24 protein-coding genes are annotated in these 26,155 nt (G+C 68.2%); 4 read left to right on the top strand and 20 right to left on the bottom strand.

Annotation, left to right across the window (positions count from 1 at the left end):
* The first annotated feature begins 74 nt into the window (after positions 1 to 74).
* Positions 75 to 923, top strand: coding sequence for an SAM hydroxide adenosyltransferase (locus AB0E63_RS00190; RefSeq protein WP_360358952.1), 849 nt, complete (start codon positions 75 to 77; stop codon positions 921 to 923).
* Between the two features lie 6 nt (positions 924 to 929).
* Here AB0E63_RS00190 and AB0E63_RS00185 read toward each other — a convergent pair whose 3' ends face one another.
* The 6 genes from AB0E63_RS00185 to murI form a co-directional block, all read right to left on the bottom strand.
* Positions 930 to 4,469, bottom strand: a complete 3,540-nt coding sequence (locus AB0E63_RS00185; RefSeq protein ID WP_360358950.1) for a PQQ-dependent sugar dehydrogenase — start codon at positions 4,467 to 4,469, stop codon at positions 930 to 932.
* 118 nt (positions 4,470 to 4,587) lie between these two features.
* The gene (locus AB0E63_RS00180; RefSeq protein ID WP_360358948.1) at positions 4,588 to 5,187 is read right to left on the bottom strand and encodes a TetR family transcriptional regulator; all 600 of its coding nucleotides are present in this window, start codon (positions 5,185 to 5,187) and stop codon (positions 4,588 to 4,590) included.
* A complete protein-coding gene (locus AB0E63_RS00175; protein ID WP_360358946.1) occupies positions 5,184 to 6,701 on the bottom strand; it encodes a DHA2 family efflux MFS transporter permease subunit in 1,518 nt (505 codons plus the stop codon). Before AB0E63_RS00175 ends, AB0E63_RS00180 begins: the two co-directional genes overlap by 4 nt.
* A gap of 84 nt (positions 6,702 to 6,785) precedes the next feature.
* Positions 6,786 to 7,625: an alpha/beta hydrolase gene (locus AB0E63_RS00170; RefSeq protein ID WP_360358944.1), complete on the bottom strand. Its 840-nt coding sequence runs from the start codon at positions 7,623 to 7,625 to the stop codon at positions 6,786 to 6,788.
* A complete protein-coding gene (locus AB0E63_RS00165) occupies positions 7,606 to 8,352 on the bottom strand; it encodes an MBL fold metallo-hydrolase (protein ID WP_360358942.1) in 747 nt (248 codons plus the stop codon). Before AB0E63_RS00165 ends, AB0E63_RS00170 begins: the two co-directional genes overlap by 20 nt.
* 91 nt (positions 8,353 to 8,443) lie before the next feature.
* A complete protein-coding gene (gene murI, locus AB0E63_RS00160) occupies positions 8,444 to 9,247 on the bottom strand; it encodes a glutamate racemase (RefSeq protein ID WP_360358940.1) in 804 nt (267 codons plus the stop codon).
* Positions 9,248 to 9,412: 165 nt separating this feature from the next.
* On the opposite strand from murI, the gene AB0E63_RS00155 reads away from it, so the two are divergent.
* Positions 9,413 to 9,760, top strand: coding sequence for a hypothetical protein (locus AB0E63_RS00155; RefSeq protein WP_360358938.1), 348 nt, complete (start codon positions 9,413 to 9,415; stop codon positions 9,758 to 9,760).
* Positions 9,761 to 9,776: 16 nt separating this feature from the next.
* On the opposite strand, the gene AB0E63_RS00150 is transcribed toward AB0E63_RS00155, so the two are convergent.
* The 7 genes from AB0E63_RS00150 to clpS form a co-directional block, all read right to left on the bottom strand.
* Positions 9,777 to 10,727: a cysteine synthase family protein gene (locus AB0E63_RS00150; RefSeq protein WP_360359618.1), complete on the bottom strand. Its 951-nt coding sequence runs from the start codon at positions 10,725 to 10,727 to the stop codon at positions 9,777 to 9,779.
* Positions 10,727 to 11,005, bottom strand: coding sequence for a MoaD/ThiS family protein (locus AB0E63_RS00145; protein ID WP_360358936.1), 279 nt, complete (start codon positions 11,003 to 11,005; stop codon positions 10,727 to 10,729). The genes AB0E63_RS00150 and AB0E63_RS00145 overlap by 1 nt, the downstream gene beginning before the upstream one ends.
* Positions 11,006 to 11,008: 3 nt before the next feature.
* Positions 11,009 to 11,464 carry a M67 family metallopeptidase gene (locus AB0E63_RS00140; protein WP_360358934.1) on the bottom strand — a complete coding sequence of 152 codons (456 nt, stop codon included), beginning with the start codon at positions 11,462 to 11,464 and terminating at the stop codon, positions 11,009 to 11,011.
* A 72-nt stretch (positions 11,465 to 11,536) separates the two neighbouring features.
* A complete protein-coding gene (locus tag AB0E63_RS00135; RefSeq protein WP_360358932.1) occupies positions 11,537 to 12,514 on the bottom strand; it encodes an aldo/keto reductase in 978 nt (325 codons plus the stop codon).
* A gap of 10 nt (positions 12,515 to 12,524) precedes the next feature.
* Positions 12,525 to 15,605 carry an isoleucine--tRNA ligase gene (ileS, locus tag AB0E63_RS00130; RefSeq protein WP_360358930.1) on the bottom strand — a complete coding sequence of 1,027 codons (3,081 nt, stop codon included), beginning with the start codon at positions 15,603 to 15,605 and terminating at the stop codon, positions 12,525 to 12,527.
* Positions 15,606 to 16,160, bottom strand: coding sequence for a DUF2017 domain-containing protein (locus AB0E63_RS00125; protein WP_360358928.1), 555 nt, complete (start codon positions 16,158 to 16,160; stop codon positions 15,606 to 15,608).
* The gene (clpS, locus tag AB0E63_RS00120) at positions 16,157 to 16,444 is read right to left on the bottom strand and encodes an ATP-dependent Clp protease adapter ClpS (protein WP_360358926.1); all 288 of its coding nucleotides are present in this window, start codon (positions 16,442 to 16,444) and stop codon (positions 16,157 to 16,159) included. Before clpS ends, AB0E63_RS00125 begins: the two co-directional genes overlap by 4 nt.
* A 49-nt stretch (positions 16,445 to 16,493) precedes the next feature.
* Between clpS and AB0E63_RS00115 the strand changes: the two genes are divergently transcribed.
* Both AB0E63_RS00115 and AB0E63_RS00110 read left to right on the top strand, forming a co-directional pair.
* Positions 16,494 to 17,840: a nicotinate phosphoribosyltransferase gene (locus AB0E63_RS00115; RefSeq protein ID WP_360358924.1), complete on the top strand. Its 1,347-nt coding sequence runs from the start codon at positions 16,494 to 16,496 to the stop codon at positions 17,838 to 17,840.
* Positions 17,837 to 18,367 (top strand): MarR family transcriptional regulator, encoded by a 531-nt coding sequence (locus AB0E63_RS00110; protein WP_360358923.1) that lies wholly within the window; start codon positions 17,837 to 17,839, stop codon positions 18,365 to 18,367. The genes AB0E63_RS00115 and AB0E63_RS00110 overlap by 4 nt, the downstream gene beginning before the upstream one ends.
* A 104-nt stretch (positions 18,368 to 18,471) precedes the next feature.
* Here AB0E63_RS00110 and AB0E63_RS00105 read toward each other — a convergent pair whose 3' ends face one another.
* The 7 genes from AB0E63_RS00105 to AB0E63_RS00075 form a co-directional block, all read right to left on the bottom strand.
* Positions 18,472 to 19,179, bottom strand: a complete 708-nt coding sequence (locus AB0E63_RS00105) for a hypothetical protein (RefSeq protein WP_360358921.1) — start codon at positions 19,177 to 19,179, stop codon at positions 18,472 to 18,474.
* A gap of 112 nt (positions 19,180 to 19,291) precedes the next feature.
* A complete protein-coding gene (gabT, locus tag AB0E63_RS00100; protein WP_360358920.1) occupies positions 19,292 to 20,605 on the bottom strand; it encodes a 4-aminobutyrate--2-oxoglutarate transaminase in 1,314 nt (437 codons plus the stop codon).
* A complete protein-coding gene (locus AB0E63_RS00095; protein ID WP_360358918.1) occupies positions 20,602 to 21,411 on the bottom strand; it encodes an ABC transporter permease in 810 nt (269 codons plus the stop codon). The genes gabT and AB0E63_RS00095 overlap by 4 nt, the downstream gene beginning before the upstream one ends.
* Complete coding sequence (locus tag AB0E63_RS00090) at positions 21,411 to 22,202, bottom strand: ABC transporter permease (protein WP_360358917.1); 792 nt, start codon at positions 22,200 to 22,202, stop codon at positions 21,411 to 21,413. Before AB0E63_RS00090 ends, AB0E63_RS00095 begins: the two co-directional genes overlap by 1 nt.
* A gap of 53 nt (positions 22,203 to 22,255) precedes the next feature.
* Complete coding sequence (locus AB0E63_RS00085) at positions 22,256 to 23,467, bottom strand: ABC transporter substrate-binding protein (protein ID WP_360358916.1); 1,212 nt, start codon at positions 23,465 to 23,467, stop codon at positions 22,256 to 22,258.
* A 70-nt stretch (positions 23,468 to 23,537) separates the two neighbouring features.
* Entirely contained in the window at positions 23,538 to 24,614 is a 1,077-nt protein-coding gene (locus AB0E63_RS00080; RefSeq protein WP_360358915.1) for an ABC transporter ATP-binding protein, read from the bottom strand.
* Positions 24,611 to 26,047, bottom strand: coding sequence for an aminobutyraldehyde dehydrogenase (locus AB0E63_RS00075; protein WP_360358913.1), 1,437 nt, complete (start codon positions 26,045 to 26,047; stop codon positions 24,611 to 24,613). Before AB0E63_RS00075 ends, AB0E63_RS00080 begins: the two co-directional genes overlap by 4 nt.
* Positions 26,048 to 26,155: the final 108 nt, after the last annotated feature.

Raw genomic sequence — 26,155 nt, 5'->3', positions numbered from 1 at the left:
GCTTGCAGCGAGAGGCCCCCGATGTCGGGGGCCTCTCTCTTTTTGTTCTCAGCTGCAGACACCAGGAGCCACGCATGTACCCGATCACCTATGTCACCGACTGTTCGGACGGTAACGCCCGGGCCAGACTCAGCACCCGGATCGGCGCCCTGTTCGGGCAGTCGCCGACTATCGTCGCGGCCGACGGGCCTGATCCGGAGTCGTTCGCTGCACTCACCTTGCTGGATTGTCTACAATCCGCGACCACGTTGGGCGAGGCCGGCCATCCCACCATCACGCTGCTGAACATCGCGCCCCGCGACGGCGTCTGGCCGAACGGCGTCCCGTTCTGCTTCTTCACCTACGGGCGGCACCTGGTCGCCAGTACCTTCAACGCTCGCGCGCTGTCCCTGGTACGACGTGAACTCGGTGTCGACCGCGTCTACGTCACCGACATCCGCGAGGTCGTCGAGGCGGCCGGCGCTTGGGCCGACTTCAGCGCCACGGAGATCGACAAGATCGTCGGCACCCAGTTCCGCAGCCTGTGGTACCTGCCCCTGCTGGCCAAGTGGGTCGCCGACGGGCACGCGGTCCCCGCGACCGAGACCGCCGTACCTCACACGCTCGACGACGACCCGACCGTGAGCGTCGTCGACAACTTCGGCAACTGCAAACTCGCCTGCCGACCCGAGGACCTCGGTTTCACCCTCGGCAAGTCCCTCCCCGTCACCCGCCGCAACCCCGACGGCACCACGGACGAGGTCGACGTCACCTGCTACTCCCACCTGACCGCCGTACCGAGTGGTGCCGCGGGCCTCATCGTGGGCAGCTCGGGCACGGGGTTCGTCGAGTTGGTGGTGCGCGGTGGCTCGGCTGCGGGCAGATTCGGGCTCCAGGCCGGCGACCGGCCGCTGCGGCGTACTGCCGTGGAGTACGCCGCGTGACCGGCGCTAGCTGATTCCGGTGTCCCGGTCGGCCTGGATCTCGGTGGTGGTCAGGGCGCGGTTGTAGATGCGGATGTCGTCGATCAGCCCGCGCCAGCGTTCGCCGCCGCAACTGCTGCAGGCGGACTGGCCGAACACCAGTGCCTGGGTGTTGGGGACCGGCGAGACGGTCTGCGCCGCGGTCAGGATCGCCGTGCCGTTGAGGTAGAGGGTGTACGTGTTCGCGGTGTCGTTGAAGACGGCGGCCAGATGCGACCACTGGTTGAGCGGCACGGTTGGCGTCGTGCTGACGAACTCACGGCATCCGCCGTTGCTGAATCCGCTGGCGATGCGGTTGCCGGTCGTCTGCAGCCAGTAGCCGCAGCCACCGGTCACCTCCTTGATCAGGACGGTCTCGTAGTTGCTCAGTGCGGTCGGGTTGACCCAGGCCTCGAGGGTGTAGCTGGAGCTGAAGTTGAGCGAGGCGGCGTTCGGCACGGTCACGTTGCCCGACGAGCCGTTGAAGGACAGGGCTCCGCCGTACTTGCCGGCCGTGGTCCTGGTAACGCCCGCACCAGACATCGTCCCGTTGTTCCCACTGCCGGACGAGTCGCTGGCCGTCGTACCGGAGACCTCGTTGAAGCCCCACGCACCCACCAGTCCGGTCGGGAGTTGCGTCGCGGTGTACGTCGCCACGTAGCTCTGCGGGGTGTCGGGCACCGTGATGGTGTGTTGCTGACCGCCGCCGTCGGACCACGACGAGAACGTGTACGACGTGTTGCCCGCGGTCTGGTTGCGCGCCTCGACGACGTGGTTGTAGCCGATCAGAGTGTCGGCGACGAACGGCGTGGCCCGCGCGATCCCGTCGAGATACAGCGTCCGGCCCGTTGGCACGGTGTCGAAGTTCAGGTTCACCTTGTCCGGCCAGACCGTGACCGACTGCGTCGAGGTCAGGCCGGTCGAGTCGCGGACCGTCAAGGTGATGCGATACCTGGTGTTCCCGGTGAAGTCGTGTCCCGTCACCGGGATGGTGAACGTGCCGCCCGTGACCCCGGTGATCGGCGTCCCGGGATGCACGTGGCCGTCGTGCAGGAAGTCGATGTTCCAGGTGAAGGCGCTCGCGGGCAGCGCGCCGTCGTCGGGATCGTTGCCCGCACCGCTGTAGGTGATCACGTCCCCGGCCCGGAAGTGGACGCCGTCGGTCGGCGAGAGGATAGTTGCCGTCGGCACACTTCCCGCGCTGATCGTGAGCGGTGTCGAGAGCGAGCTGTTCACCCCGTCGGACACGGTCAGCCGAACCTGGTACGCGCCGGCGGTCGTGTACGTGTGGGTCGGATTCGCCTCGGTGGATGTCGTGCCGTCGCCGAACGCCCAGGAGTACGTGAGCGGTTGGCCCTCGGGATCGGACGAGCCGGCGCTCGAGAACGACACGTTCAGCGGTGCCGGGCCCGACGTGGGTGTGGCCGAGGCGTTGACGATCGGTGCCTGGTTGTTCTGCACGTACTTGATCCGGCGGATCTTGCTGACTCCGAACTGGCCACTCTCGTCCGAGTAGCCCAGATCCGCGTAGTACAAGGCGCCGTCGGGTCCCTCGGCCAGGTAGACGATGTCGCCGTACGGTCCGTCGACCGAGCCGTCGGCGGGCTCGAAGTTGAAGGTGCCGGCGACCGCGCCGTTCGCGTCCAGGGTGAGACCGCGGATCCAGTTCTGCGTGTAGTCGGCGTAGAAATAGGCGCCGCGGTACGCCGGCGGGAACGCGGTGCCGTGGTAGACGAAGCCGCCGGTCACCGCAGCGTCACGACCGCTGTGCGGGTACCACAGCAACGGGCTGGTGCACGGCGCCGAACAGGGACCTTCGGTGGCGGGCCACCCGTAGTCCGCACCGCGTACGCCGAGATCGATCTCCTCCTTCGAGGTGGAGGGATCGTTGCCTCCGACATCACCGATGAACAAGCGCCCGGTCGGCGGGTCGTAGTACGCGCGGAACGGGTTGCGCAGACCGCGGGCCCAGATCGTGTCGACGTTCGGGCCCGCACCGTCGTAGAACGGGTTGTCGGTCGGCGCGGTGCCGTCGGTGTTGATCCGGTGCACCTTGCCGCGCGGACTGGTGAGCAGCGGCGCGGCCGACGGGACGAAGTGCTCGCCCGTGGTGAACAGGAGCTTGCCGTCGTTCGCGAAGTTCAGCGCGCCGCCGTGGTGCTCGGCGTTCGCGTCCTGCGGATCCTCGTACAGCACGAACTCGCTGCCGGCCACGGTGCCGTCCAGGTTGGCGTTCGCGGTGAACCGGGAGACGCGGTCGTGGTTCGGCGTACCGAGTGTGTAGAAGACGTAGTAGAAGTGGTTCGTCGTGAACGCGGGGTCGAGGACGAGGTCGTAGATGCCCTGCTGGACACCCGCCTGACCGATGTTGGTGATCTGCAGGAACAGCGTCGGACTCGGCGTCGTGTACGGCGGCGGCAGCACCTTGATCTTGCCCTCGAGCTCGGCGACCAGCATCCGGCCGTCGGGCAGGAACTCGAACGTCGTCGGCAGGTCGAACCCGGTCGCCAGGATCTGGTTCTGGAAGTAGTTCGTGTTCGTGACGTTGACGTTCACCACCGCCGACGTCGTCGTGTTCCCGGACGCGTCCCGGACCCGCGCGGTGAGGGTGTGTGCGCCGTTGCCGACCGTCCGGCTGTCCCAGGTCAGCGCGTACGGCGACGCCGTGTCCTCGGGCCCCGTCGCCGTACCGTCGACGAAGAACTGCACGCCCGCGACGCGATCGTTGTCGGCGGCATCGGCTGACACCGTCACGATGTCGTTGACCGTCGCCATGTTGGCCGGTGAGGTGATGGCGACTGTCGGCGGTGTGGTGTCGGCAGGAGTCGAGTCGGCCTTGAAGGCCACCATGTGCATCACCCAGGAGGCGCCGTTCTGGGTGGCGGTGGCGTTGTACGGCCCCGCCGTACTGACGATTTTGTCCTCGGTCCGGTTGCCGAAGTTGCTGCGCCGGGTGGTGAAGCCCGTACCGGCAGCGTTCACGTTGCTGGTCGACGCGCCCGCACCGAAGATCAGGTCCGACGCGTTGGTGGTGGTTGCCGTACCACTGTCCATCGCGGCCGTCGTGCCGACCGCGGCCGACGACACGTCGAGCGGGTTTGTCTTGTCCAGGCCGGAATATTCGTGGATGTACAGGTCCGCCCACGCGGTGATCGCGGCCGAGAACGTGGCCCGCACGGTGTTCGCGCCGGCGCCGATGTTCTTGGCGTAGAACACCTGCGAACTCCAGGTGTTGTTGTTCCACCGCGTCACCGGCGCGGCCGCGGCGTACGCGTTGCCCCTGGTGTCGGACATGGTCACCGACGCGCTCGTGTTCCAGATCAGGTAGACGACGATCAGGTTCCCGGCCGTGTTCGCGGACGAGAACGCCAGGCTGTTGAGCGTGCCCGAAGTGATCTCCTTGGCCCGGCTCTGGACATGCGCCGGCGTTGCCGCCACGGCCGGCCCCGTGGTCGCGACCAAGCCCACCGCGGCCAACGCGAGCGCAAGCAGAATCCCCAGCGGTTTCCAGGCACGTCGACGCACCATCGCCCCCACCCCCAACACGAGCTCCACGCGCCCCCCGCGCGCCCCCCAACCCTGGATTGCAGTGTGATCCGATCCGGGGCACCACGGCAAGGGGGGGCTTCGGGGTGTGCCGACCCGGCTACGGTGCGAGTGGCAAGCCGGCACCGAGGAGGTCGAAGGCGCGGTCGATCGTGGCGAGGTACTCGAGCATGGGAGCGTCGACGGCTCGTTGGTAGGTGGCCATGACGACGCCGATGACGGCGCCGGCCCAGGCTCGGACGGCGAAGTCGGTGGGGGCGCGGCCGGTGCGTTCGGCGGCGAGGTCGGCGAGCAGGTCGATGCCGGCGTAGAGCTGGTCGAGCATCCGGACACGGAGCTCGGGGGCGTTCATGACGAGCTGCTGGCGTTCGGACTCCAGTTCCCACTCGTCCTCGGAGAGGGTGGTCATGCTCTGCCGGATCGCCGCCTGGAGGGCCTCGGTCGGGCCGAGCTCGGGCGGCTGGGCGCGGAACAGCTCGATCATCAGCGGGTCGAGCCGGTCGAGGACGACGGTGTCCTCCTTGGTCGCGAAGTACCGGAAGAAGGTCGCCGGCGACACCTCGGCCGCGGCCGCGATCTCCTGCACGGTCGTCTCGGCGTACCCCTGGTCGCGGAACAACCGCAGCGCGTGCTCCTGGATGGCCGCCCGCGTCTTCGCCTTCTTGCGCTCCCGCAGCCCAGGCGGCTTGTCCGTCTTCATGCTCCGATTGTGGCAACTTCCTGCTGCTCCGGCTCGGCGGGCGAGGTACGGCGTGGCAGGAAGGCCAGCGCGAGCACGATCCCGACGAGGGCGAGCCCGGTGCACACCCACAGCGTGATGTCCATGCCGTGCACAAAGGCTTCGCGTGCAGATCGGGTGAGAGCCGGCGAGCCGATCGCGACCCCGGCCGACGCACTCTCGCGGGCCGCGTCGGCCACGGCCGGCGGCAGACCGCCGACGTCCAGGTGGTTCCGGTACGCCGCGTTCAGCACCGTCCCGAGAATCGCGACACCGAGCGTGCCGCCGACCTGCCGGCACGCCTGGATCAGCGCGGACCCGGATCCGCTCTGTTCGATCGGCAGGGCCGCGAGCGCCAGCCCGTTCATCGGCGGCAGCGTGAACCCGATGCTGACCCCGACCAGGCTGACCCAGACCGCCGTGAACCCATAGCCGTTGCCGACTCCGGTGAAGGCTCCGATCGCCAGGCCGAGCAGCATCAGCAGGAAGCCGACGACCACCGAGACCCGCGCTCCCGCCACGGTGACCAGTCGCTCGGCGGCCTTCGCCCCGATCAGCATTCCGCCGATGATCGGCAGCAACCGCAGCCCGGTCTGCAACGCGTCCGCGCCCTGCACGGCCTGGAACAGCTGCGGCAGCACGAACAGCAGACCCACCAACGCGAACGACGCCATCGTCGCGAGCACAGTCCCCCACGTGAAGCCCGCCGATCGGAACAGACCCAGGTCGACCAAGGGGTCCGACGTACGCCGTGCCCACACGACGAACGCCGCCAGCAGAACCACGCCGGCCGCGATCCCACCGATCGCCCACACCGAGCCCCAGCCGCGCTCGCCTGCCTCGATGAACCCGTAGGTCAGCGACACGAGCCCAGCGCCGGTCAGCAGGATCCCCGGTACGTCGATCCGCCGCGAACGGTGGCCTGGAGTCAGCGGAATGAGAAGCGCCACCGCGAGCAGGCCGATCGCGACCAGCGGCAGGTTGATCAGGAAGATCGAGCCCCAGCGGTAGTGGTCGAGCAGCCATCCGCCGAGCACCGGGCCGAGCGGGATGCCGATCGAGTTCGCCATCAGCCACAGCGTCATCGCACGCTGGCGCTCCTCCGGCGCGAACAGGATGTTGAGCAACGACATCGACAGCGGAATCAGGAACGCCGAGCCGATGCCGAGCGCTGCCCGCGCCGCGATCAGTTCGCCCGGCGAGTCGGCGAACGCGCAGGCCGCGGAGGCAAGCCCGAACACCACGAGCGCACCCAGCATCAACCGCTTCGGCCCGTACCGGTCGCCGAGCAGCCCGGCGGGAAGCAGCAGTGAGGCAAGCACGAGCGTGTAGGCGTTCGCGAACCACTGCAGCTGACTCGTCGACGCATCCAGCTCGGTCGCCAGGGTCGGCAGCGCGACGTTCAGCACGGTGAGATCCAGCCCGATCACGATCAGGCTGAGCGACATCGCCCCCAGCGCCCACCACCGGCGCGGGTCGAGTGTGACTGCGGTCATGACGGAACACCTTTCTGAGATCAGCTCTAATTTGAGAGTAGATCTCAGAATCCGAATCTGTCCAGTCCCTCAAGTCCGGACCGGTCAGCACATGCCGGAGACCGCGTGCCGAAGCACGTTGCGGAGCTCCTCCGGTCTCTCACGCCAGGGTGAATGGCCGGCGCCCGGGATCAGGTGGAAGGCGTGGTCCGGGGTGTGCGCAGCCAACATCTGGACGAACGAGACCGGGCGTGGATCGCCGTCACCATGGACGAAAGTGACGGGCATCGGGAGGGTGGCGGCGAGGCCGGCGAGGTAGCTGGCCGGCCAGGACCTGGTCTCGTCGTTCAGCGCCCGGTTCGCGGCGAAGTTGATCGGCAGGTCAACGGACGCTTCCTCGTGGGCCCACGCGAGCGCCATCGACTGATCCGCGTGACTGGTGAACCAGCTCAGCACCCGGAACTCGATCTCTTCGTCCGGAGTCCGTGTGCTCCTGGTGAGGGCGTCCAGCCGATCTCGCTGGGCCGGCGTCATCCGGCGCTCGAGCTCCGCGTAGTACGGCGTACGCCAGTCACCGATTCCGACGCCGCCCAGGTAGACCACTCCGGCCGTGTGGTCGGGATAGGCCGCCGCGTAGATCACCGCGAGCGTGGCACCGGCGGAGTGGCCGAGGACGACGATGCGCTCGTGTCCCCAGTACTCGCGGAGTTCGTCGATGTCCTGCGCCAGTCGAGCCATCGTTTGTTCGTCCGACGGATCCGAGCGACCGCAACCACGCTGGTCGAAGCGATGCACGACGGTCAGATCGTCCAGCATCTCCGCGAGGACGGCATAGTCGTCCCAGAGACCAGGCCCGCCGTGCAGGATGACCACGGGCGGGGCGGAGGTCGGCGTCCCGGTGGTTGCGGTCCACAACCGCACGCCGTCAGATGTCGAAAACGGCATGCGGGGTGGCGATCTCGACCGGACCGGGGTAGGTCCGACGGGCGTTCTCGGCTTGGGTCTCGCGGTCGTACCAGGGTGGGACGTGGGTGATGACGAGGCGTTTGACGCCGGCCTTCTTGGCCTGTTCGCCGGCGTCGGCGGGCGTCAGGTGGAGGTCGGTCGGGTTGTGCGGATCGTTGTCCGGCAACGCCGCCTCGGACAGCAGTACGTCGGCGCCGCGAGCGAGCTCGATCAGCGCGTCGTTGGGACCGGTGTCGCCGGTGTAGACGAGTGACTTGTTGCCGTGTTCAACCCGGATCGCGTACGCCGGGACCGGGTGCACCATCCGCGCGGTCCGGACGGTGAAGGGGCCGATGGTCTGAACTTCCTGCCAGGCATGGAATTCCAGTTCCTCCTCCATCCCGGGATTCGTCGGCAGGTCGTAGGCCAGCGCCATCCGGCCGGCTGTCCCGGGCGGCCCGAAGACGGGGATCCGCGGGATCGGCGCGCCCGGCGCGTACTTGGCCGCGACGTACAGCCCGCACAGATCCATGCAGTGGTCAGGATGCAAGTGGGACAGGCCGATCGCGCCGATCTCCGGGACGGCGAGGTGCCGCTGGAGCGAGCCGAGCGCGCCACTGCCGAGGTCGAGGATCAGGTGGAAACCCTCGGCGGTGACCAGATAGCTCGAGGCGGCCGAGTCCGGCCCGGGGACGGACCCGGAGCAACCGATCACGGTGAGCTTCATAGCTTGAACACTACCGGCGGGTTGGCCCGCTCGCAGGAAGGCCGGTGCCGTCGACAACCTTCGGTGCGAGCTGGATCACATCCCTGATGGGCTAACGGATCCAGGCGAACTGGTCGACCGACGACAGCACCGGGCCGAGGAAGCGCGAGCCGATCGCCGCGAATTCGTCCGGGCTGCCCGTGGTGACGAAGCGGTGTGGCGGTTCGGGCAGGTTGTCCGGGCGGAGCAGGCCCGTCTTGGTCAGGACGCCGTACACGTCCTTGGCGCACTCCTCCGCACTGCTGACCAGGGTGACGTTGTCACCCATCACGTACGAGATCACGCCGGTCAGCAGTGGATAGTGGGTGCAGCCGAGGATGAGCGTGTCCACGCCGGCTTCGACCAGTGGGTCGAGGTACTCGTGCGCGGCCTCGAGCAACTCCGGCCCGGACGTCACGCCCCGCTCGACGAAGTCGACGAACTCCGGGCAGGCGCGGGTGAACAGCTCCACCTGCGGCGCGGCGGCGAACCCGTCCTCGTAGGCGAGCGACTGCGCGGTCGCCCTGGTGCAGATCACGCCGACGCGCTGGTTCCGGGTCGCGGCGACGGCGCGGCGGGCGGCCGGGAGGATCACTTCCACCACCGGAACGTCGTACCGCTCGCGGGCGTCACGGAGCATCGCGGCGCTGGCCGAGTTGCACGCGATGACGAGCATCTTCACGCCGGCCTCGACGAGGTGGTCCAGGCACTCCAGCGCGTACTCGCGGACTTCGGCGATCGGCTTGGGTCCGTACGGCTGGCGGGCGGTGTCACCGAGATACAGGATCGGTTCGTGCGGCAACTGGTCGAGCACTGCGCGGGCGACCGTGAGTCCGCCGAAGCCTGAGTCGAAGATCCCCACCGGTGCGTCTGCCACACCGGAGAGCTTATACAGGTCCGGTCGCGGGCAGGTCCGAAGGCAGCCTTACCTAACCTGGCGATCCGACACGCCGAGGTTGTCCACATCTTTACGTTATGGAATTGCCTTTTCGCGTGATGCAGGACACTCTGGAGCGATGTTTGTTCGACCGCCCGTGATGCCATGAGTCTGGCGCACCACATCGCGATGGTGTTGAGCACCACCGCCGTACCGCATCCGCAACCGAACGACGCTACGGCGGCGAATCAGGCTACGGACACCCACAGCACGTTCGCCGACATCGCCGCGTCCCTCGGGCCGACGGGGATGATGGTGGTGCTGGCCATAGCGGCGTTCGCTCTGTACGTCGTCTCGCTGTCCCTGCACCCGAACGCGAAATGCAACCGGTGCAAGGGCGCCGGCCGCCATCGCGGCGCGCTCTTCAGCTACGCCCAACGACCGTGCAACAGCTGCAAGGGCCGCGGCGTGCATCCGCGACTGGGACGAAAAGTGCTCTTCAAGCAACCGTAGGAGCCCAAAGCAACGATCAGGCCCACAACTGCCCTTCGAGGCGATCCTCGGCCTCGTCGATAGTGCCTTCGTAGGCGCCGGTGGACAGGTACTTCCAGCCGCCGTCGGCGACCACGAAGGCGATGTCCGCGGATTCACCGTCCCGGACACACTTGGCCGCCTGGCCGAGGGCGGCGTGCAGGATCGCGCCGGTGGAGATGCCGGCGAAGATGCCTTCGTTGTCGAGCAGTTCGCGGACCCGGCGGACGGCATCCCGCGGGCCGACCGAGAACCGCGCGTCGATCAGCGTCTCGTCGTACAACTCGGGGACGAAGCCCTCGTCGAGATTGCGCAGTCCGTAGACAAGTTCGCCGTACCGGGGTTCGGCGGCGACGATGCGCACCTCGGGCTTGTGCTCGCGGAAGAACCGGCCGGCGCCCATCAGCGTGCCGGTGGTGCCGAGGCCGGCCACGAAGTGGGTCACCGACGGGAGGTCGGTCAGGATCTCCCGGGCCGTGCCGTCGTAGTGGGCGGCCGCGTTCGACGGGTTGCCGTACTGGTAGAGCATCACCCAGTCGGGGTGTTCCTCCGCAACCTGCTTGGCCACCCGGACCGCCTCGTTCGAACCACCCGCGGCCGGGGAGGAGATGATCTCGACTCCCCACATCCGCAGGATCTGGCGGCGCTCCTCGGAGGTGTTCTCCGGCATCACGCAGACCATCCGGTACCCGCGCAGCTTGGCCGCCATCGCCAGCGAGATCCCGGTGTTGCCCGAGGTCGGCTCGAGGATCGTGTTCCCGGGCCGCAGCCGGCCGTCCTTCTCGGCGTCGAGCAGCATCCGCAGCGCCGCCCGGTCCTTGATCGAACCGGTCGGGTTGTGGTCCTCCAGCTTCGCCCAGAGCCGGACGTCGGCCGAGGGCGAGAGCTTCGGCAGGCCCACCAGCGGGGTGCCGCCGACCGAGTCCAGCAGGCTGTCGAAACGCACGATCAGCCGCCGGCGACCGCGGGCAGCACGACGACCACGTCGCCGTCCTTGACCTCGGTCTTCAGGCCGCCGGTGAACCGGACGTCCTCGTCGTTCACGTACACGTTCACGAACCGGCGCAGCTCCTGCGGCTCGCCCTCGACGATGCGCTCCTTCAGGCCCGGGTTGGCGCCCTCCACATCGTCGATGAACTCGGCCAAGGTCGCACCGTCGCCGCTGACCGCCTTCTCACCCTTGGTGTAGGTGCGCAGAATCGTCGGCACGCGCAGCTCGATCGCCATATCTCAGTTCTCTCCTTCGGTTTCTCTATAAGAACCAACCACGCGCACTTCTTCTTCCACGACCTCGCCGTCGACGATCCGGTACGACCGGAACTCGACGGGTCCGTCGTACGCCGGGGAGTCCGCGCCGTCCCGGGTCGACACCAGCACGTAGTGGGCGCCCGGCTCCTGGGCCAGGTTGATGTCGGTGCGTGACGGATACGCCTCGGTGGCGGTGTGCGAGTGGTAGATCACCACCGGTTCCTCGTCGCGCTCGTCCATCTCCTTGTACAGCCGGAGCAGGTCGCCGGAGTCGAACTCGTAGAACGTCGGCGACATGGCCGCGTTGAGCATCGGCACGAACCGCACCGCCCGGTCCGACCCGGCCGGCCCCGCGACCACGCCGCACGCCTCGTCCGGGTGGTCCTTGCGGGCATGCTCGACGATCGCGTCGTACGTCGCGCTCTCGATGATCAACACGACAACCACGGTACGGCGACCGCCGGACCGACCCCGCCAACCCGGGAGTCGGTCCAGTATGCGGACAGGGCGCTACCAGCGGTCGTGGATCTGTGGCCGGATCAGGTCGTCGTACGTCTGCTGGACGGCGGCCAGCTGGTCGGCCGTGAGCGGGGACACAGTGGCGGCGGAGATGTTACCGGCGACCTGGGCGGGGTTGCGGGCGCCGGGGATGACGACGGTCACACCCGGTTGGTCGAGGATCCAGCGGAGGGCGAACTGGGCCATCGTGGTGCCGGCGGGGAGCCAGGGCATCAGGCGGCGGACGGCCTCCAGGCCGGTGCCGAAGTCGACGCCGGAGAAGGTCTCGCCGACGTCGAAGGCCTCGCCATGGCGGTTGTACGTGCGGTGGTCGTCGGCTCCGAAGGCGGTGTTCTCGTCGTACTTGCCCGACAGCAGACCGCTGGCCAGCGGGACGCGGGCGATGATGCCGACGCCGGCTGCCTGGGCGGCCGGGAGTACCTCGTCGAGCGGCTTCAGGCGGAACGCGTTCAGGATGATCTGCACCGACGCCACGTTCGGCCGGGCGATCGCGGTGAGCGCCTCGGCGCAGGTCTCCACGCTCACGCCGTACGCCGCGATCCGGCCCTCGGCCACCATTGCGTCGAGCGCGTCGAAGACCGCGTCCGTCGAGTAGACCGGCGTCGGCGGGCAGTGCAGCTGGACCAGGTCGATCGTGTCCACACCGAGGTTCTGGCGGGACCGGTCGTTCCAGGCGCGGAAGTTCTCCGGCGAGTAGTTCTCCGGGACCTGCTCGACCCGGCGGCCCATCTTGGTGGCCACCGTCAAGCCGTCGTACTCCTTCAGGACCTGCCCGACCAGGCGCTCGCTGCGGCCGTCGCCGTACACGTCCGCCGTGTCAATGAACGTGACGCCGCCCTCGACGGCCGTCCGCAGCACCGCCAGCGCGTCACTCTCGTCCACCGATCCCCAGTCGGCGCCCAGCTGCCAGGCACCGAGCCCGACCACGCCTACGTCCCGACCAGTCCGACCAAGCCTCCGCGTCTCCATGTCGCCAACCCTAGGCAGTGACGCTGATCCGCAGTTCGGGACCCTCCGCAACATCGAGCTCGACCGCCAGCGTCTCCGCCATGATCAGCTCCCGATGCGTCTCGACGGCGGCCACCACAGCGGGCTCCGCGGTCAGCGACAGCCGGACCCGATCGGTCACTTCCAGGCCGGCATCGCGCCGCGCCTGCTGCACCGAGCGGATGACGTCGCGCGCAGTCCCCTCGGCCTCGAGCTCGGGTGTGACCGTCGTGTCCAGTACGACGAATCCGCCGCCGGAGAGCAGCCCGCTCGCGGAACCGCCTTCGGCCAATGTGGTTTCGAGCGTGTATTCCTCCGGGAGCAACTCGATGCCCCCGGCAACCACCGCGCCGGCCGGCGACACCGACCAGTCGCCGCTCTTCGACGCCTTGATCACCGTCTGGACGTCCCGCCCCAACCGCGGTCCCGCCGCCCGGGCGTTCACGGTCAGCCGCTGCGACACCGGCGCATCCACCGCGTCCGCCGAGGTCAGCACGACCTCCCGGACGTTCACCTCGGCCGCGATGATCGACACCAGCGGCTCGAGGTCGGCCGCCGCGGCGGTTGCCACCGTCAGCGACCGCAAGGGCTGCCGGCCGCGGATGCCCTCGGCCTTCCGGATCGACGAAGCGACCGAGCACACCTCGCGGACCCGGTCCATCCGCGCGACCAACTCGGGATCGTCCGGCAGATTGTCAACAATCGGCCAATCGGACAAATGGACCGACCGCTCACCGGTCAGCCCGCGCCACACCTGTTCCGAGACCAGCGGAAGCAGCGGGGCCGCGGTCCGGCAGACCACCTCCAGCGCGGTGTAGAGCGTGTTGATCGCCACCTGATCGCCGGCCCAGAACCGCTCCCGGGAGCGGCGGATGTACCAGTTCGTCAGCACCTCGAGGTAGTCGCCCACCGCGTCACAGGCCGACGCCACGTCGTACCGATCGAGTTTGGCCTGCACGTCGCCGACGAAGATCCGCAGCCGCGCGAGCAGGTACCGATCCAGTTGGTCCGGCGATTCCGTCGACCAGGATCCGGAGGCGCCGGCGGCGTTCGCGTACAGGGCGAAGAAGTACCACGCGTTCCACAGCGGGATCAGCACCTGCCGGACGCCGTCGCGGATGGCGTCCTCGGTGACGACCAGGTTCCCGCCGCGCAGGATCGGGCTCGACATCAGGAACCAGCGCATCGCGTCCGCGCCGTCGCGGTCGAACACCTCGGACACATCTGGGTAGTTCCGCAGCGACTTGCTCATCTTCTGCCCGTCGTTGCCGAGCACGATCCCGTGACTCAGGCAGGACGAGAACGCCGGCCGGTCGAACAACGCCGTCGACAACACGTGCAACGTGTAGAACCAGCCTCGCGTCTGCCCGATGTACTCGACGATGAAGTCACCCGGGAAGTGGTGCTCGAACCAGTCGGTGTTCTCGAACGGGTAGTGCACCTGCGCGAAACTCATCGACCCCGAGTCGAACCACACGTCCAGGACGTCGGGCACCCGCCGCATCGTCGATCGCCCGGTCGGGTCGTCCGGATTCGGTCGCGTGAGGTCGTCGACGTACGGGCGGTGCAGGTCCGGAACCGGTACGCCGAAGTCCCGCTCGAGCTCCTCGATCGACCCATAGACGTCGATCCGCGGGTACGCCGGGTCGTCGGACCGCCAGACCGGGAGCGGGCTGCCCCAGAACCGGTTCCGGCTGATCGACCAGTCCCGCGCGTTCGACAGCCACTTGCCGAACTGCCCGTGCTTGACGTGCTCGGGCACCCAGGTGATCTGCTCGTTCAGCTCGACCATCCGGTCCCGGATCCGGGTCACCTCGACGAACCAGCTCGACACCGCCTTGTAGATCAGCGGATTGCGGCACCGCCAGCAGTGCGGGTAGCTGTGCACGTAGCTGTCTTCACGCACCAGAGAACCGGCCGCCCGCAGGTCCCGGATGATCGGCCGGTTCGCCTCGAACACGTGCAGACCCTGGTACGGCGGAACCACACCAGTGAAGTGCGCTGCGTCATCGACGGTCAGCAGCGTGGGGATCCCGACGGCATCACAGGCGATCTGGTCCTCCTCGCCGTACGCCGGGGCCATATGAACGACGCCCGTGCCCTCGTCGGTGGTGACGTGCTCGGCCGCGATCACCTGGAACGCGTTCTGGGTCCCCCACCGCTCGGTGTCAGCGAAGAAGCCGAACAGCGGGGTGTAGCGCAGCCCGATCAGCTCGGAACCCTTCAGCCGGCGGATGACATCTGTGTAGCCATAGGCGGCCAAACGGGACTCAGCCAGGATCGTCGGATGACCGTCCACTTGGACCACCACATAGTCGACATCCGAACCGACGGCCATCGCGAGGTTGCTCGGCAGGGTCCACGGTGTCGTCGTCCACGCCAGCAGTCGCTCACCGGTCTCCAGCACGACCGCGACCGTCACCGACGGGTCCTGCCGCGGCTGGTAGACGTCGTCGTCCATCCGCAGCTCGTGGTTGGACAGCGGGGTCTCGTCGTTCCAGCAGTACGGGAGCACTCGCAGGCCCTCGTACACCAGCCCCTTGTCGTAGAGCGTCTTGAACGCCCAGATCACCGACTCCATGTAGTCGCGATTGAGCGTTTTGTAGTCATGGTCGAAGTCGACCCACCGCGCCTGCCGGGTGACGTAACTGCGCCACTCACCGGTGTACTTCAGCACCGAGGCCCGGCAGGCCTCGTTGAACTTCTCGATCCCGAGCGCGAGGATCTCGGCCTTCGTCTTCAGCCCGAGCACCCGCTGAGCCTCCAGCTCGGCCGGCAACCCGTGCGTGTCCCACCCGAACCGCCGCTCGACCCGCCGCCCGCGCATGGTCTGGTACCGCGGTACGACGTCCTTCACGTACCCCGTCAGCAGATGCCCGTAATGCGGCAACCCGTTAGCGAACGGCGGCCCGTCGTAGAAGACGAACTCGTTAGCCCCGTCCTCCCCCGCCGCCCGCCCCTCCACCGAAGCCCGGAACGTCCCGTCGTCCTCCCAGTACCCCAACACCTCCCGCTCAATACCCGGAAAGTCAGCACTAGCAGTCAGTCGCGCACCAGTCTTCGGATAGCTCACTCACCGCATGTTATGCAGCAACGCCGATTGGAGATATCCCAGCCAGTCGTACAGGTCGTACGTGAGGCGGCGGGGGTCGTCGTCGGGGAGTTTTTCCCAGGTGGCGTAGTCGTCTTCTTCTTTGATGTCCAGGCGGGTGCCGATGGCCAGGCGGAGGTCGTTCAGGGCGCGGAGCCAGGAGAGTTGCTCGTCGGGTTCGAGGGCGATCTCGTCGGCGCCGGACTCCTCCAGGGCGGACAGCACCCGCCGCGCGTCGGAGACCTTGCCCTCGCGCAGGCCGCGCTCGGTGAAGCGGCGGAACTCGGCCGATGCCTGGTCGTCGGACTTGTACGCGTCCGGCAGCAACCGCTGAAGTACGACGTCCTCCGGCGGCGACGTGGGTCCGTCGGTGTCGATCAGCAGGGCGGCGAGCGGGTCGGAGGACTCAGCCGCGCGCGGCGGCATCCCGTCGTACAGGAGTTCGACCAGGTTGCGGAGCAGGTTCGCCAGGATGTCCGCCTCGTGCTCGGCGAAACTGACGATGACGGTCTTGCGGCGCTTGCGGAACCGGGTCACGACTTCTCGCAGGTGGCCCACAGGCCGTAGGTGTGCATCGCCTCGACGTCACGTTCCATCGACTCGCGGTTACCGTTCGACACCGCGGACTTGCCGTCCTGGTGCACCTGCAGCATGAGCTTCTCCGCCTTGTGCTTCGAGTAGCCGAAGTAGGTCTGGAACACGAACGTGACGTAGTCCATCAGGTTGACCGGGTCGTTCCAGACGATCGTCACCCAGGGTGGACTCAGCTCGATGGCCTCGTCGACCTCGGCGCTCTCGAGTTCGCTCGGTGCGGTGCTCACCTGTCCATTCTCTCCATCATCGGTTCGGTGTTCGCAATAGGCTGCCCTTGTGACCAACACGGCGAGTGAGTCGACCGCGCTCCTGACCGACCATTACGAGCTCACCATGCTGCAGGCCAGCCTGGCCGACGGCACGGCGCAGCGCCGCTCGGTCTTCGAACTGTTCGGCCGCCGGCTGCCCGACGGCCGCCGGTATGGCGTGGTCGCCGGCGTCAACCGGCTGCTCGACGCGCTCGAACAGTTCCGCTTCGACGAGCGAGCAATCGCTTTCCTCGCCGATCACGGCGTCGTCGACCAGGCTACCCGGGACTGGCTGGCCGACTACCGGTTCACCGGCGACATCTCCGGCTACGCCGACGGGGAGATCTTCTTCCCCGGCTCCCCGGTGCTGGTGGTCGAGTCGAGTTTCGCCGAGGCGGTGCTGCTGGAAACCGTCTTCCTGTCCATCCTGAACCACGACTCCGCGGTCGCGTCGGCGGCCTCGAGGATGACCTGGTGGGCCGGTGGGCGGCCCTGTATCGAGATGGGCTCGCGCCGGACCCACGAGGAGGCCGCGGTCGCCTCGGCGCTGGCGGCGTACATCGCCGGGTTCGCGACCACCTCCAACCTGGAGGCGGCCAGCCGGTACGGCATCCCCAGCGCGGGGACGGCGGCGCACTCGTTCACGCTGCTGCACGACACCGAGCGGGAGGCGTTCACCTCCCAGGTCGATGCCCTCGGCAAGGGGACGACGCTGCTGGTGGACACCTACGACGTGGCCGAGGCGGTCCGGACGGCGATCGAGATCACCGGTCCGGAGCTCGGCGCGGTCCGGCTCGACTCCGGTGACCTGCCGTCGCTGGCCGGGCAGGTCCGCGAGCAGCTGGACGCGCTCGGGGCCACCAAGACCCGGATCATCGTGACCAGCGACCTGGACGAGTACCAGATCGCCGCGCTCGCCCCGGCGCCGGTCGACGGGTACGGCGTGGGCACGTCGCTCGTCACCGGGAGCGGGTACCCGACCTGCGGGTTCGTGTACAAACTGGTCGCCCGGGAGGACGCGAGCGGGAACCTGGTCCCGGTGGCGAAGAGGAGCCCGGACAAGATCTCCATCGGCGGCCGCAAGTGGGCGCTCCGGCGCCGGTCGGCCACGGGCGTCGCGGAGGTCGAGCTGATCGGGGTCGGCGAACAGCCGGTCGACGACGGTGACGACCGGGTCCTGCTGAAGCCGCTGGTCGAGGCCGGCAAGATCATCGGCCGTACGACGCCCGCCGAGTCGCAGGCCCATCACCTGAAGGTCCGCGACGAGCTCCCCCGCTACGCCAGCCAGCTGAGCCGCGGCGAGCCCGCCATCCCGACCGAGTACACCGGCGACTACGACGCCCGCAACCCCTTCCTCCCCCGGAGCCACACGTGAGCACCGAGCCACACGTGACCACCGAGCCAGAGGTGACCGCCGAGCCGGCGGTGGGGACGGGGCACGCGGCGCCGTCGGGTGCGGAGGCGTGGCCGCCCGACGCGCCGGCCTCGGCGACGGATGTGCTGATCGCACTGCGGTTCGCCGATCGCGCCGCCCGGAAAGCCGTCGGTGCGGAGTTGGCCGGCACCGGCCTGCACACCGGACAGGAGCTGGTGCTCGCCAAGCTCCTGCACCATGGCTCGCTCCCGGTCGCGAAGCTCGCGCACGTACTGGACGTCGAGGTCCCCACCGCGACCAAGACCACCCAGCGGATGGAGACCGCGGGCCTCGTCCGCCGGCTGAAGAACAGCGCGGACGCCCGTCAGGTGAGCATCGAGCTCACCGACCGCGGCGTCGAGCTGGCCCACACCGTCCAGGAGGTCTACGACCGCGCCGGCCGGCGCGCGCTCGCCGCCCTCTCCCCCGAGGACCGCCGCATCATGCGCAACCTCCTCTGGACCATCACCACCACCCTCGAGCCCTGAGGTGCAGGCCGACAGGAGGTGTCCGGCGATCGACTCATCGCACCGCGACCTCTGAGCGTGGCGAGCGTCTGCCCGACCCGACACCTCCTGTCGAGATGCACGCCCTAGATCGGAATGCCCGGGGTGCGCGGTGCTCTGAGGCTCCGGCGTTGCGCGACCGTCAGCCAGGCAGCGCCGGCGCAGAAGACGGCCGCGAACAGCCAGAAGTTGTCGGCCAAGCTCGGCGCCAGGAAATCGGCGAGGAGAAAGAGCGCGACCGCGGAGAAGAGCCCTATGAAGGGCAGCTGTACGCCCAGGGCGAGGGTGGCTTCGATGGCTGGGGTCACGCGGCGGCGTTGCAGCCGCCAAGCGCAGGCGACGATCACGAGCAGGCCGCTGGAGGCCAGGATCAGCGCCAGGATGTCGGGCCCGCCCCCGCCCGCCGGGGCCCATCTGGTCTCCTGGGCGGCGCCGTTGGCCGTGATCTCGGTCATCCGGCCGCGCCAGATGGTCCCGGTCACCCGGTCGCCCTCGTCGAGTTGCTCCAGGACAGGGCCACTCTGGTTGAACCCCGTGTTCCACCTGGCGCCGGACGCGCCGGTCAGGACCGCGCTGCGTTCGCCCTGCTGGTAGTTCTTGACGACGTGGACGCCGGACACGGTGAACACCTCCGTCCACCGGCATTCAGCCGGTGTGGACGGAGCGGCCGAGCAGCGCGGAGCAGCCTCGTAGGCGTGGAGCTCGCGGACGTTGTCCGGCGCCACCACGGTGGCGAGGTCGGTAGCACCACCTACCACGGCAACGCCGCCCAGGAGAGCTAAGAGTGTCGTCACGGTTCTATCGAGGATCCCCACGTCTTAACGACGGGGGCGACAGGGCATAGGTCAGGCCATGCTGGTGTGATGCGCGCTACACCCGGTGATCCACCACCCTCGAATGCCTTCCCTAACGCGCGTCGAACACCTTCGCCAGCAGGCTCATTGCCTCTCGGAGCAGGTCCGGGGGCATGACGAGCGGCGGCAGGAACCGCAGGACGTTGCCGTAGGTGCCCGCCGTCAGCACGACCATCCCCTCGGCGTGGCAGGCCTTGGCGACCTCGCCGGTCGCGATCGGATCCGGCTCCCCCGCAGAGTTCACCAGTTCGATGGCGATCATCGCGCCGCGGCCGCGGACGTCGCCGATCACCGGGTGCCGCGCGGCCAGGTCGTGCAGCGCGGGCAGCATGATGCCGCCGATCTCCCGCGCCCGGGCCGGCAGGTCCTCGGCCTCGCTGGTCTCGATCGCCGCCAGCGCGGCCGCGCACGCCACCGGGTTACCGCCGTACGTCCCGCCGAGACCACTCACGTGTGGCGCGTCCATGATCTCGGCCCGCCCGGTGACCGCGGCCAGCGGCAACCCACCCGCGATCCCCTTCGCGAGCGTGATCAGGTCCGGTACGACGCCCTCGCGAGTACACGCGAACAGCTCACCGGTCCGCCCGAACCCGGTTTGGATCTCGTCCGCGACGAACACGACCCCCTGGGAACGGCACCACTCCGCAACAGCGGGCAGGAACCCGTCCGCCGGTACGACGAAGCCGCCCTCCCCATGAATCGGCTCGATCACCACACACGCCACGTTCGACGCACCGACGTACTTCTCGATCGCCGCCACCGACCGTGCCGCCGCCTCCGGCCCGCTCAACCCGTCCCGGTACGGGTACGACGTCGGCACCCGATAGACCTCCGGCGCGAACGGGCCGAACCCGTCCTTGTACGGCATGTTCTTCGCCGTCATCGCCATGGTCAGGTTGGTCCGCCCGTGGTACCCGTGGTCGAACACCACCACCGCGTCCCGGTGGGTGTGCGCACGAGCGATCTTCACCGCGTTCTCCACCGCCTCGGCGCCGGAGTTCAGCAGCACCGACCGCTTCTCGTGATCGCCGGGCGTGATCCGGTTCAGCGCCTCGCACACCTCGAGGTAACCGTCGTACGGCGTGACCATGAAGCACGTGTGGGTGAACCGGGCCACCTGCTCCTGCACCGCGCTCACCACCCGCGGCGCCGCGTTCCCGACGTTCACCACCGCGATGCCGGACCCGAGATCGATCAAGTGGTTGCCATCGGCATCCACCACGATCCCGCCCCCGGCCTCGGTGACGAACACCGGCAGCGTGATCCCGACCCCGCGCGCGACCGAGCGCCGTACCCTCCCCAGCAGTTCGACGGACCGCGGCCCGGGAATCTCCGTGACCAGCTTCCGTTCCTGCGTGACACTCATCGTCCAGCTCCCAAGGATTCGGCATCGCCTGACAGTCGTTGTGCCAGCCAGACCGGGATCACCGAGAACACGATCAGCGTGGCCGCGACCACGTTGACGATCGGCGCCTGGTTCGGCCGGAACAGGTTGTTGAAGATCCAGATCGGCAGCGTCTGCTGGTTCGCGCCGGCGGTGAACGTGGTCACGATGATCTCGTCGAACGACAGCGCGAACGCGAGCAAGGCCCCCGCCAGCAGTGCCGACCGGATCATCGGGAACGTCACCAGCCGGAACGTCGTGAACCCCGACGCCCCCAGATCCGCCGACGCCTGCTCCAACTGCACGCCGGTACGCCGCAACCGGGCGATCACGTTGTTGAACACGGTGACGATGCAGAACGTCGCGTGGGCGATCACGATCGTGGCGAACCCGAGTTCCCACCCGAAGAGCGTCCGGAACGCGTTGTTCAGCGCGATCCCGGTGACGATGCCCGGCAGTGCGATCGGCAGGATCACCAGCAGCGACACCGTCTCGCGACCGTAGAACTTGAACCGCTGCAGCGCGAACGCGATCATCGTGCCGAGCACCAGCGCGATCACGGTCGCGGCCAGTCCCACCCGCACGCTCACCCAGAGCGCGTCCAGCGCACCCTGGCTCTCGGCCGCCCGGCGCCACCACTCCAGGGTGAAGTCCCGCGGCGGCCAGGCGAACGTCTTGTTCACATTGAACGAGTTCACCAGAACCAGCAGCAGCGGTACATAGATGAAGCAGAGAATCAGCACGGTCAGCACCCGCAGCACGATCCGGGTCGATCGGGACAGCGTCATCACAGGCTCTCCATCGCTCCGGTACGGCGTACCGCGGCCAGGTAGCCGAGCATCACGACGACCGGGATCGTCGCGACCGCGGCCGCGAACGGCAGGTTGTTGGCGGCACCCACGTTGTCGTACACCACGTTGCCCAGCAACTGGTTGGTGCCGCCGACGATCCGGACCGCGATGTAGTCACCCAGCGTCAGGCTGAAGGTGAAGATCGAGCCCGCCACCATGGCCGGGACGATCATCGGCATGACCACCCGCCGCAGCGTCTGGGAGGTCCGCCCGCCCAGATCCGCCGAGGCCTCCAGCAGCGAGTTCGGCAGCCGTTCGAGGCCGGCGTAGATCGGCAGGATCATGTACGGCAGCCACAGGTACGCCAGCGTCACGATCGTCGCCGTCAGGCCGTACCCGGGCGACTTCAGCCCGACCGCCTCGAACGCCGACGACACCAGCCCGCCCTCGGAGAACATCCCGCGCCACGCGTACGCCTTGACGAGGTAACTCGCCCACAACGGCATCAGCACCGCCACCAGCAGGAACCGGCGCAATCCCGGCCCCGCCACCTTCGCCATGTAGAGCGCGATCGGCAACGCGACCACCGCGTCGATCACGGTCACCAGCAGGGCGACCGCGACCGTCCGCAGCGCGATCGTCCGGTACACGTCGACGGTGAACAGCGTCCGGAAGCTGTCCAGCGTCCACACCCGCTCGATCTGCCCGGTGAACCCGTTCTGCGTCCAGAGGGCAGTGACGAACAACGCCGCCAACGCCCCCAGATACGCAACCCCAAGCCACAACATCGGCGGCCCCAGCAAGAGCCCCAACCGAGCCTTGGGGTGACGGTGCAGAGTGCTCATCCCTTGATCTGGGTCCAGGCTTGGGTCCACTTGCTGTAGTCGGTGCACTTGACGTCGGTGCGGCCGTCGAGGCACTGCTCGATGGGGGTGGTCCAGTACCAGATCTTCTCGGCGTACGCCGCGTCGCCCGCGTGGAACGTCGTGCAGTGGTTCTTGTCGGCCGTCTTCGCGCAGGCCTTGCCGTTCGCCGGCGACTCACCGAAGTACTCGGCCACGGCCGCGTTCGCCTCGGGGCTGATGATGTGGTTCATCCACAGGTACGCGCAGTTCTTGTTCTTCGACGTCGCGCTGACCATCCAGGTGTCGGACCAGCCGGTCACGCCCTCGGTCGGCACGGTCACCTGCACCGGCACCTTCTCGCCGGTCGCCACATTCGCGATCACCTGCCAGGTGGTGCCGATCACCGAGTTGCCGCTGGTGAACGCCTGCACCTCCTTCAGGTAGTCCGACCAGTACTCCGAGACGAGCGTCTTCTGCGTCTTGAGCAGGTCGACGGTGGCCTGGAACTGCTTGTCGTCCAGCGCGTACGGGTTCTTGATCCCCAGGTCCGGCTTGGTCGCCATCAGGTACATCGCGGCGTCGGCGATGTAGATCGGCGAGTCGTACGCCGTCACCGCGCCCTTGTACGGCGAGTTCGCGTCGAAGACCGCGCCCCACGACGTCGGGGCCGGCTTCACCTTGTCGGTCCGCCACATCAGCAGGTTCGCACCGTACCCGTGCGGTACGCCGTACATCTGGTCCTTCACCGAGTTCCACGGGCGGTTCTTCAGGAACGGGTAGATGTCGGCGTAGTTCGGGATCAGGTCGGTGTTCACCGGCTCGACGTTCCCGGCCGCGATCAGCCGCAGCGACGCGTCGCCGGAGGCCGACACCACGTCGTACTGCCCGGTCTTCATCAGCGTGACGGCCTCGTCGGAGGTGCCGAACGTCTTCACCGTCACCTGGCAGCCGGTCTGCTTCTCGAACGGCGTCACCCAGTCGACCTTCGGGTCGTTCGAGCCGTCCTCGGCGTACCCGGGCCAGGCCAGCACGCTGAGCTTGCCTTCCCCGGTGCCGAGCGTCTCGAGCTTCTTCAGGTCCGGCGGGGTGAAGCCACTGGTCCCGGCCGCTCCGTCGCCGGAGTCCCCGGAATCGCCGCCGGACGTGCCACACGCGGTCGCCAGCAGCGCGAGCACTGCCAGACTCGCCGCCACACTGAGTTTCTTCATCGGAAACCTCCTTGGTTCGGGGCGGGAGTTGAAAGGAAGGAAGGAAGGCGTGGGTTCGAGAGCGGAGTTGCTAGGGCTGACCGCCGATCGCGACGGTGTGTTCGCGGTGCCAGGTCAGCCGGACCTGGGCACCCCGAAGTTCGAGTTTGTCCTGCACGGATCCGTGCTGGTTCTGCTGCAGGACGATGAGCGAGCCACCGGCGTCCAGGTCGACCACGGACTGGGTGGCCGAGCCCAGGTACACCACCTCACGGACCACTCCGGTCGCCGTACACAGCTCCGGTTCGGCGGCCGCGTCGCGCGGGTGCAGCTGGATCTTCTCCGGGCGCACCGTGTAGAGCCCGGCCGTCCCGAGGATCGCGGCCGCGACCTCACCCTCGAGCAGGTTGGACGTGCCGACGAACCCGGCGACGAACGCGCTCGCCGGGTGCTCGTACAGCTCGGCCGGCGCGGCCAGCTGCTCGATCCGGCCGCCGTTGAACACGGCGATCCGGTCGCTCATCGTCAGCGCCTCTTCCTGGTCGTGGGTGACGAACACGAAGGTGATCCCGACATCGCGCTGCATCGCCTTCAACTCGATCTGCATCTCCCGCCGGAGCTTCAGATCGAGCGCACCGAGCGGCTCGTCGAGCAGCAGCACCTTGGGCCGGTTCACCAGGGCCCGGGCCAGCGCGACTCGTTGCCGTTGGCCACCGGACAACTGGCTCGGCCGGCGGTCGCCGTACCCCTCCAGCCGGACCGTCTCGAGCGCTTCGACGGCCCTGGCACGGCGTCTGCGCCGGTCGACACCCTTCACCCGCAGCCCGTACTCGACGTTCTGCAGCACATTCATGTGCGGGAACAGCGCGTAGTCCTGGAAGACCGTGTTCACATCCCGCGCGTACGGCGCCTGGTCGGTGACGTCGACGCCGCCGAGCAGGATCCGGCCGGCCGTGGGCACCTCGAAGCCGGCGATCATCCGCAGCACAGTGGTCTTGCCGGAACCGGACGGGCCGAGCATCGAGAAGAACTCGCCCTCGGCCAGGTCGAGATCGATACCGTCGACCGCGGTGACGTCGCCGAACGTCTTCCGCAACCCACGCAGGCTGACGGCCGTGGCATCGGTCGCCACGGCCTCGACCTGCTCGTCGGTTGCCAACGTCCTCATCCGATCGCCGACATCACATGCTTGACCCGCGTGTAGTCCTCGACGCCGTACAACGACAGGTCCTTGCCGTGACCCGAGTGCTTGAAGCCACCGTGCGGCATCTCGGCCACTAGCGGGATGTGCGTGTTGATCCAGACGCACCCGAAGTCGAGGGCCTTGGACATCCGCAGCGCCCGGGAGTGGTCTGCGGTGAACACGCTCGACGCCAGGCCGTAGCGCACGCCGTTGGCCATCCGGAGCGCCTCGTCCTCATCGGCGAACGACTGCACGGTGATGACCGGCCCGAACACCTCGTCCTGGATCATCTCGTCGTCCTGCCGCAGCCCGGTGACGACGGTCGCGTCCAGGAAGTAGCCGTCGGCAAGGGTTCCGCCGGATCGTTCACCACCGAGGACGATCGACCCGTGCTCGGGCATCCGGGCGAGGAAGCCGCGGACGCGGTCGAGTTGCAGGCTGCTGTTCAACGGCCCGTACAGCGCGTCCGTGTCGTCGGCGAGCCCCGGTCGTGCGTTCGCGCGAGCCCACTCCACCAGCGTCCGGACGAACTCGTCGTGGACGCTCGCGTCGACGATCACCCGGCAGGCCGCCGTACAGTCCTGGCCGGCGTTGAAGTAGCCGCCGACGCCGATGGCTTCGGCCGCGGCCGCGAGGTCCGCGTCGGCGAAGACGACCGCCGGTGCCTTGCCGCCCAGTTCGAGGTGCGTGCGCTTCAGGTCGAGAGCCGCCGTACTCGCGACTTCGGAGCCGGCCCGCGTCGAGCCGGTGATGCTGACCAGGCCGGGCGCCGGGTGCGCGACCACGGCCTGCCCGGTCGCGCGATCACCACAGACGACGTTGAAGACGCCGGGCGGCAGCACCTCGGCCGCGATCTCCGCGAGCATCGCCGTGGACACCGGAGTGGTCTCGGCGGGCTTCAGTACGACGGTGTTGCCGGCGGCAAGGGCCGGACCGAACTTCCAGACCGCCATCATCATCGGGTAGTTCCACGGCGTCACCTGACCGACGACCCCGATCGGTTCGCGGCGGATCCAGGACGTGTGGCCGGCCATGTACTCACCGGCAGACTTTCCTTCGAGCAATCGCGCCGCACCGGCGAAGAAGCGCATCTGGTCGACCATGACCGTGAGCTCCTCGGTCTTGGTCAGCTCCAGCGGCTTGCCGGTGTTCTGCGATTCGGCGGCGACGAGATCATCCGCCCGGGCCTCGACGAGGTCGGCGAACCGGAGCAGTGCCCGCTGCCGTTCGGCCGGCGTCGCACCGCCCCAGCCAGGTGCGGCGGCGGTCGCAGCCTCGTACGCCGCGTCCACATCCTCGTCGCCGGACAGCGGCGCCGTACCGAAGACCTTGCCGGTGGCCGGATCGATCAGTTCGCTGGTGGCGCCGCTGAGCGCGTCGCGCGGGGTGCCGTTGATCAGGTTCCGGACTGTTCGCATCGCTCACTCCCGAAGTGGGGGACGGACACCGTGTGGCCGTAAACATATGAAAACAGATGTTAAAGTTCAAGCGATCGGTGAGAATGTTCCGGAGTTGTTGTGGCCGGG

It is taken from the genome of Kribbella sp. NPDC026596 (assembly GCF_040638415.1).
Classification (GTDB): Bacteria; Actinomycetota; Actinomycetes; order Propionibacteriales; family Kribbellaceae; genus Kribbella.
The sequence above is the reverse complement of the archived record's forward strand: the minus strand, read 5'-3'. Positions and strand labels throughout refer to the sequence as shown.

Excerpts from the sequence above, each read along its gene's own strand:
- AB0E63_RS00095 (WP_360358918.1), bottom strand. The coding sequence starts at position 21,411 with ATGACGCTGTCCCGATCGACCCGGATCGTGCTGCGGGTGCTGACCGTG.
- AB0E63_RS00155 (WP_360358938.1), top strand. The coding sequence starts at position 9,413 with ATGAGTCTGGCGCACCACATCGCGATGGTGTTGAGCACCACCGCCGTA.
- AB0E63_RS00175 (WP_360358946.1), bottom strand. The coding sequence starts at position 6,701 with ATGACCGCAGTCACACTCGACCCGCGCCGGTGGTGGGCGCTGGGGGCG.
- AB0E63_RS00075 (WP_360358913.1), bottom strand. The coding sequence starts at position 26,047 with ATGCGAACAGTCCGGAACCTGATCAACGGCACCCCGCGCGACGCGCTC.
- AB0E63_RS00145 (WP_360358936.1), bottom strand. The coding sequence starts at position 11,005 with ATGGCGATCGAGCTGCGCGTGCCGACGATTCTGCGCACCTACACCAAG.
- gabT (WP_360358920.1), bottom strand. The coding sequence starts at position 20,605 with ATGAGTGTCACGCAGGAACGGAAGCTGGTCACGGAGATTCCCGGGCCG.
- AB0E63_RS00165 (WP_360358942.1), bottom strand. The coding sequence starts at position 8,352 with ATGAAGCTCACCGTGATCGGTTGCTCCGGGTCCGTCCCCGGGCCGGAC.
- AB0E63_RS00085 (WP_360358916.1), bottom strand. The coding sequence starts at position 23,467 with ATGAAGAAACTCAGTGTGGCGGCGAGTCTGGCAGTGCTCGCGCTGCTG.
- AB0E63_RS00090 (WP_360358917.1), bottom strand. The coding sequence starts at position 22,202 with ATGTTGTGGCTTGGGGTTGCGTATCTGGGGGCGTTGGCGGCGTTGTTC.
- AB0E63_RS00135 (WP_360358932.1), bottom strand. The coding sequence starts at position 12,514 with ATGGAGACGCGGAGGCTTGGTCGGACTGGTCGGGACGTAGGCGTGGTC.
- AB0E63_RS00185 (WP_360358950.1), bottom strand. The coding sequence starts at position 4,469 with ATGGTGCGTCGACGTGCCTGGAAACCGCTGGGGATTCTGCTTGCGCTC.
- AB0E63_RS00080 (WP_360358915.1), bottom strand. The coding sequence starts at position 24,614 with ATGAGGACGTTGGCAACCGACGAGCAGGTCGAGGCCGTGGCGACCGAT.
- AB0E63_RS00190 (WP_360358952.1), top strand. The coding sequence starts at position 75 with ATGTACCCGATCACCTATGTCACCGACTGTTCGGACGGTAACGCCCGG.
- AB0E63_RS00180 (WP_360358948.1), bottom strand. The coding sequence starts at position 5,187 with ATGAAGACGGACAAGCCGCCTGGGCTGCGGGAGCGCAAGAAGGCGAAG.
- AB0E63_RS00170 (WP_360358944.1), bottom strand. The coding sequence starts at position 7,625 with ATGCCGTTTTCGACATCTGACGGCGTGCGGTTGTGGACCGCAACCACC.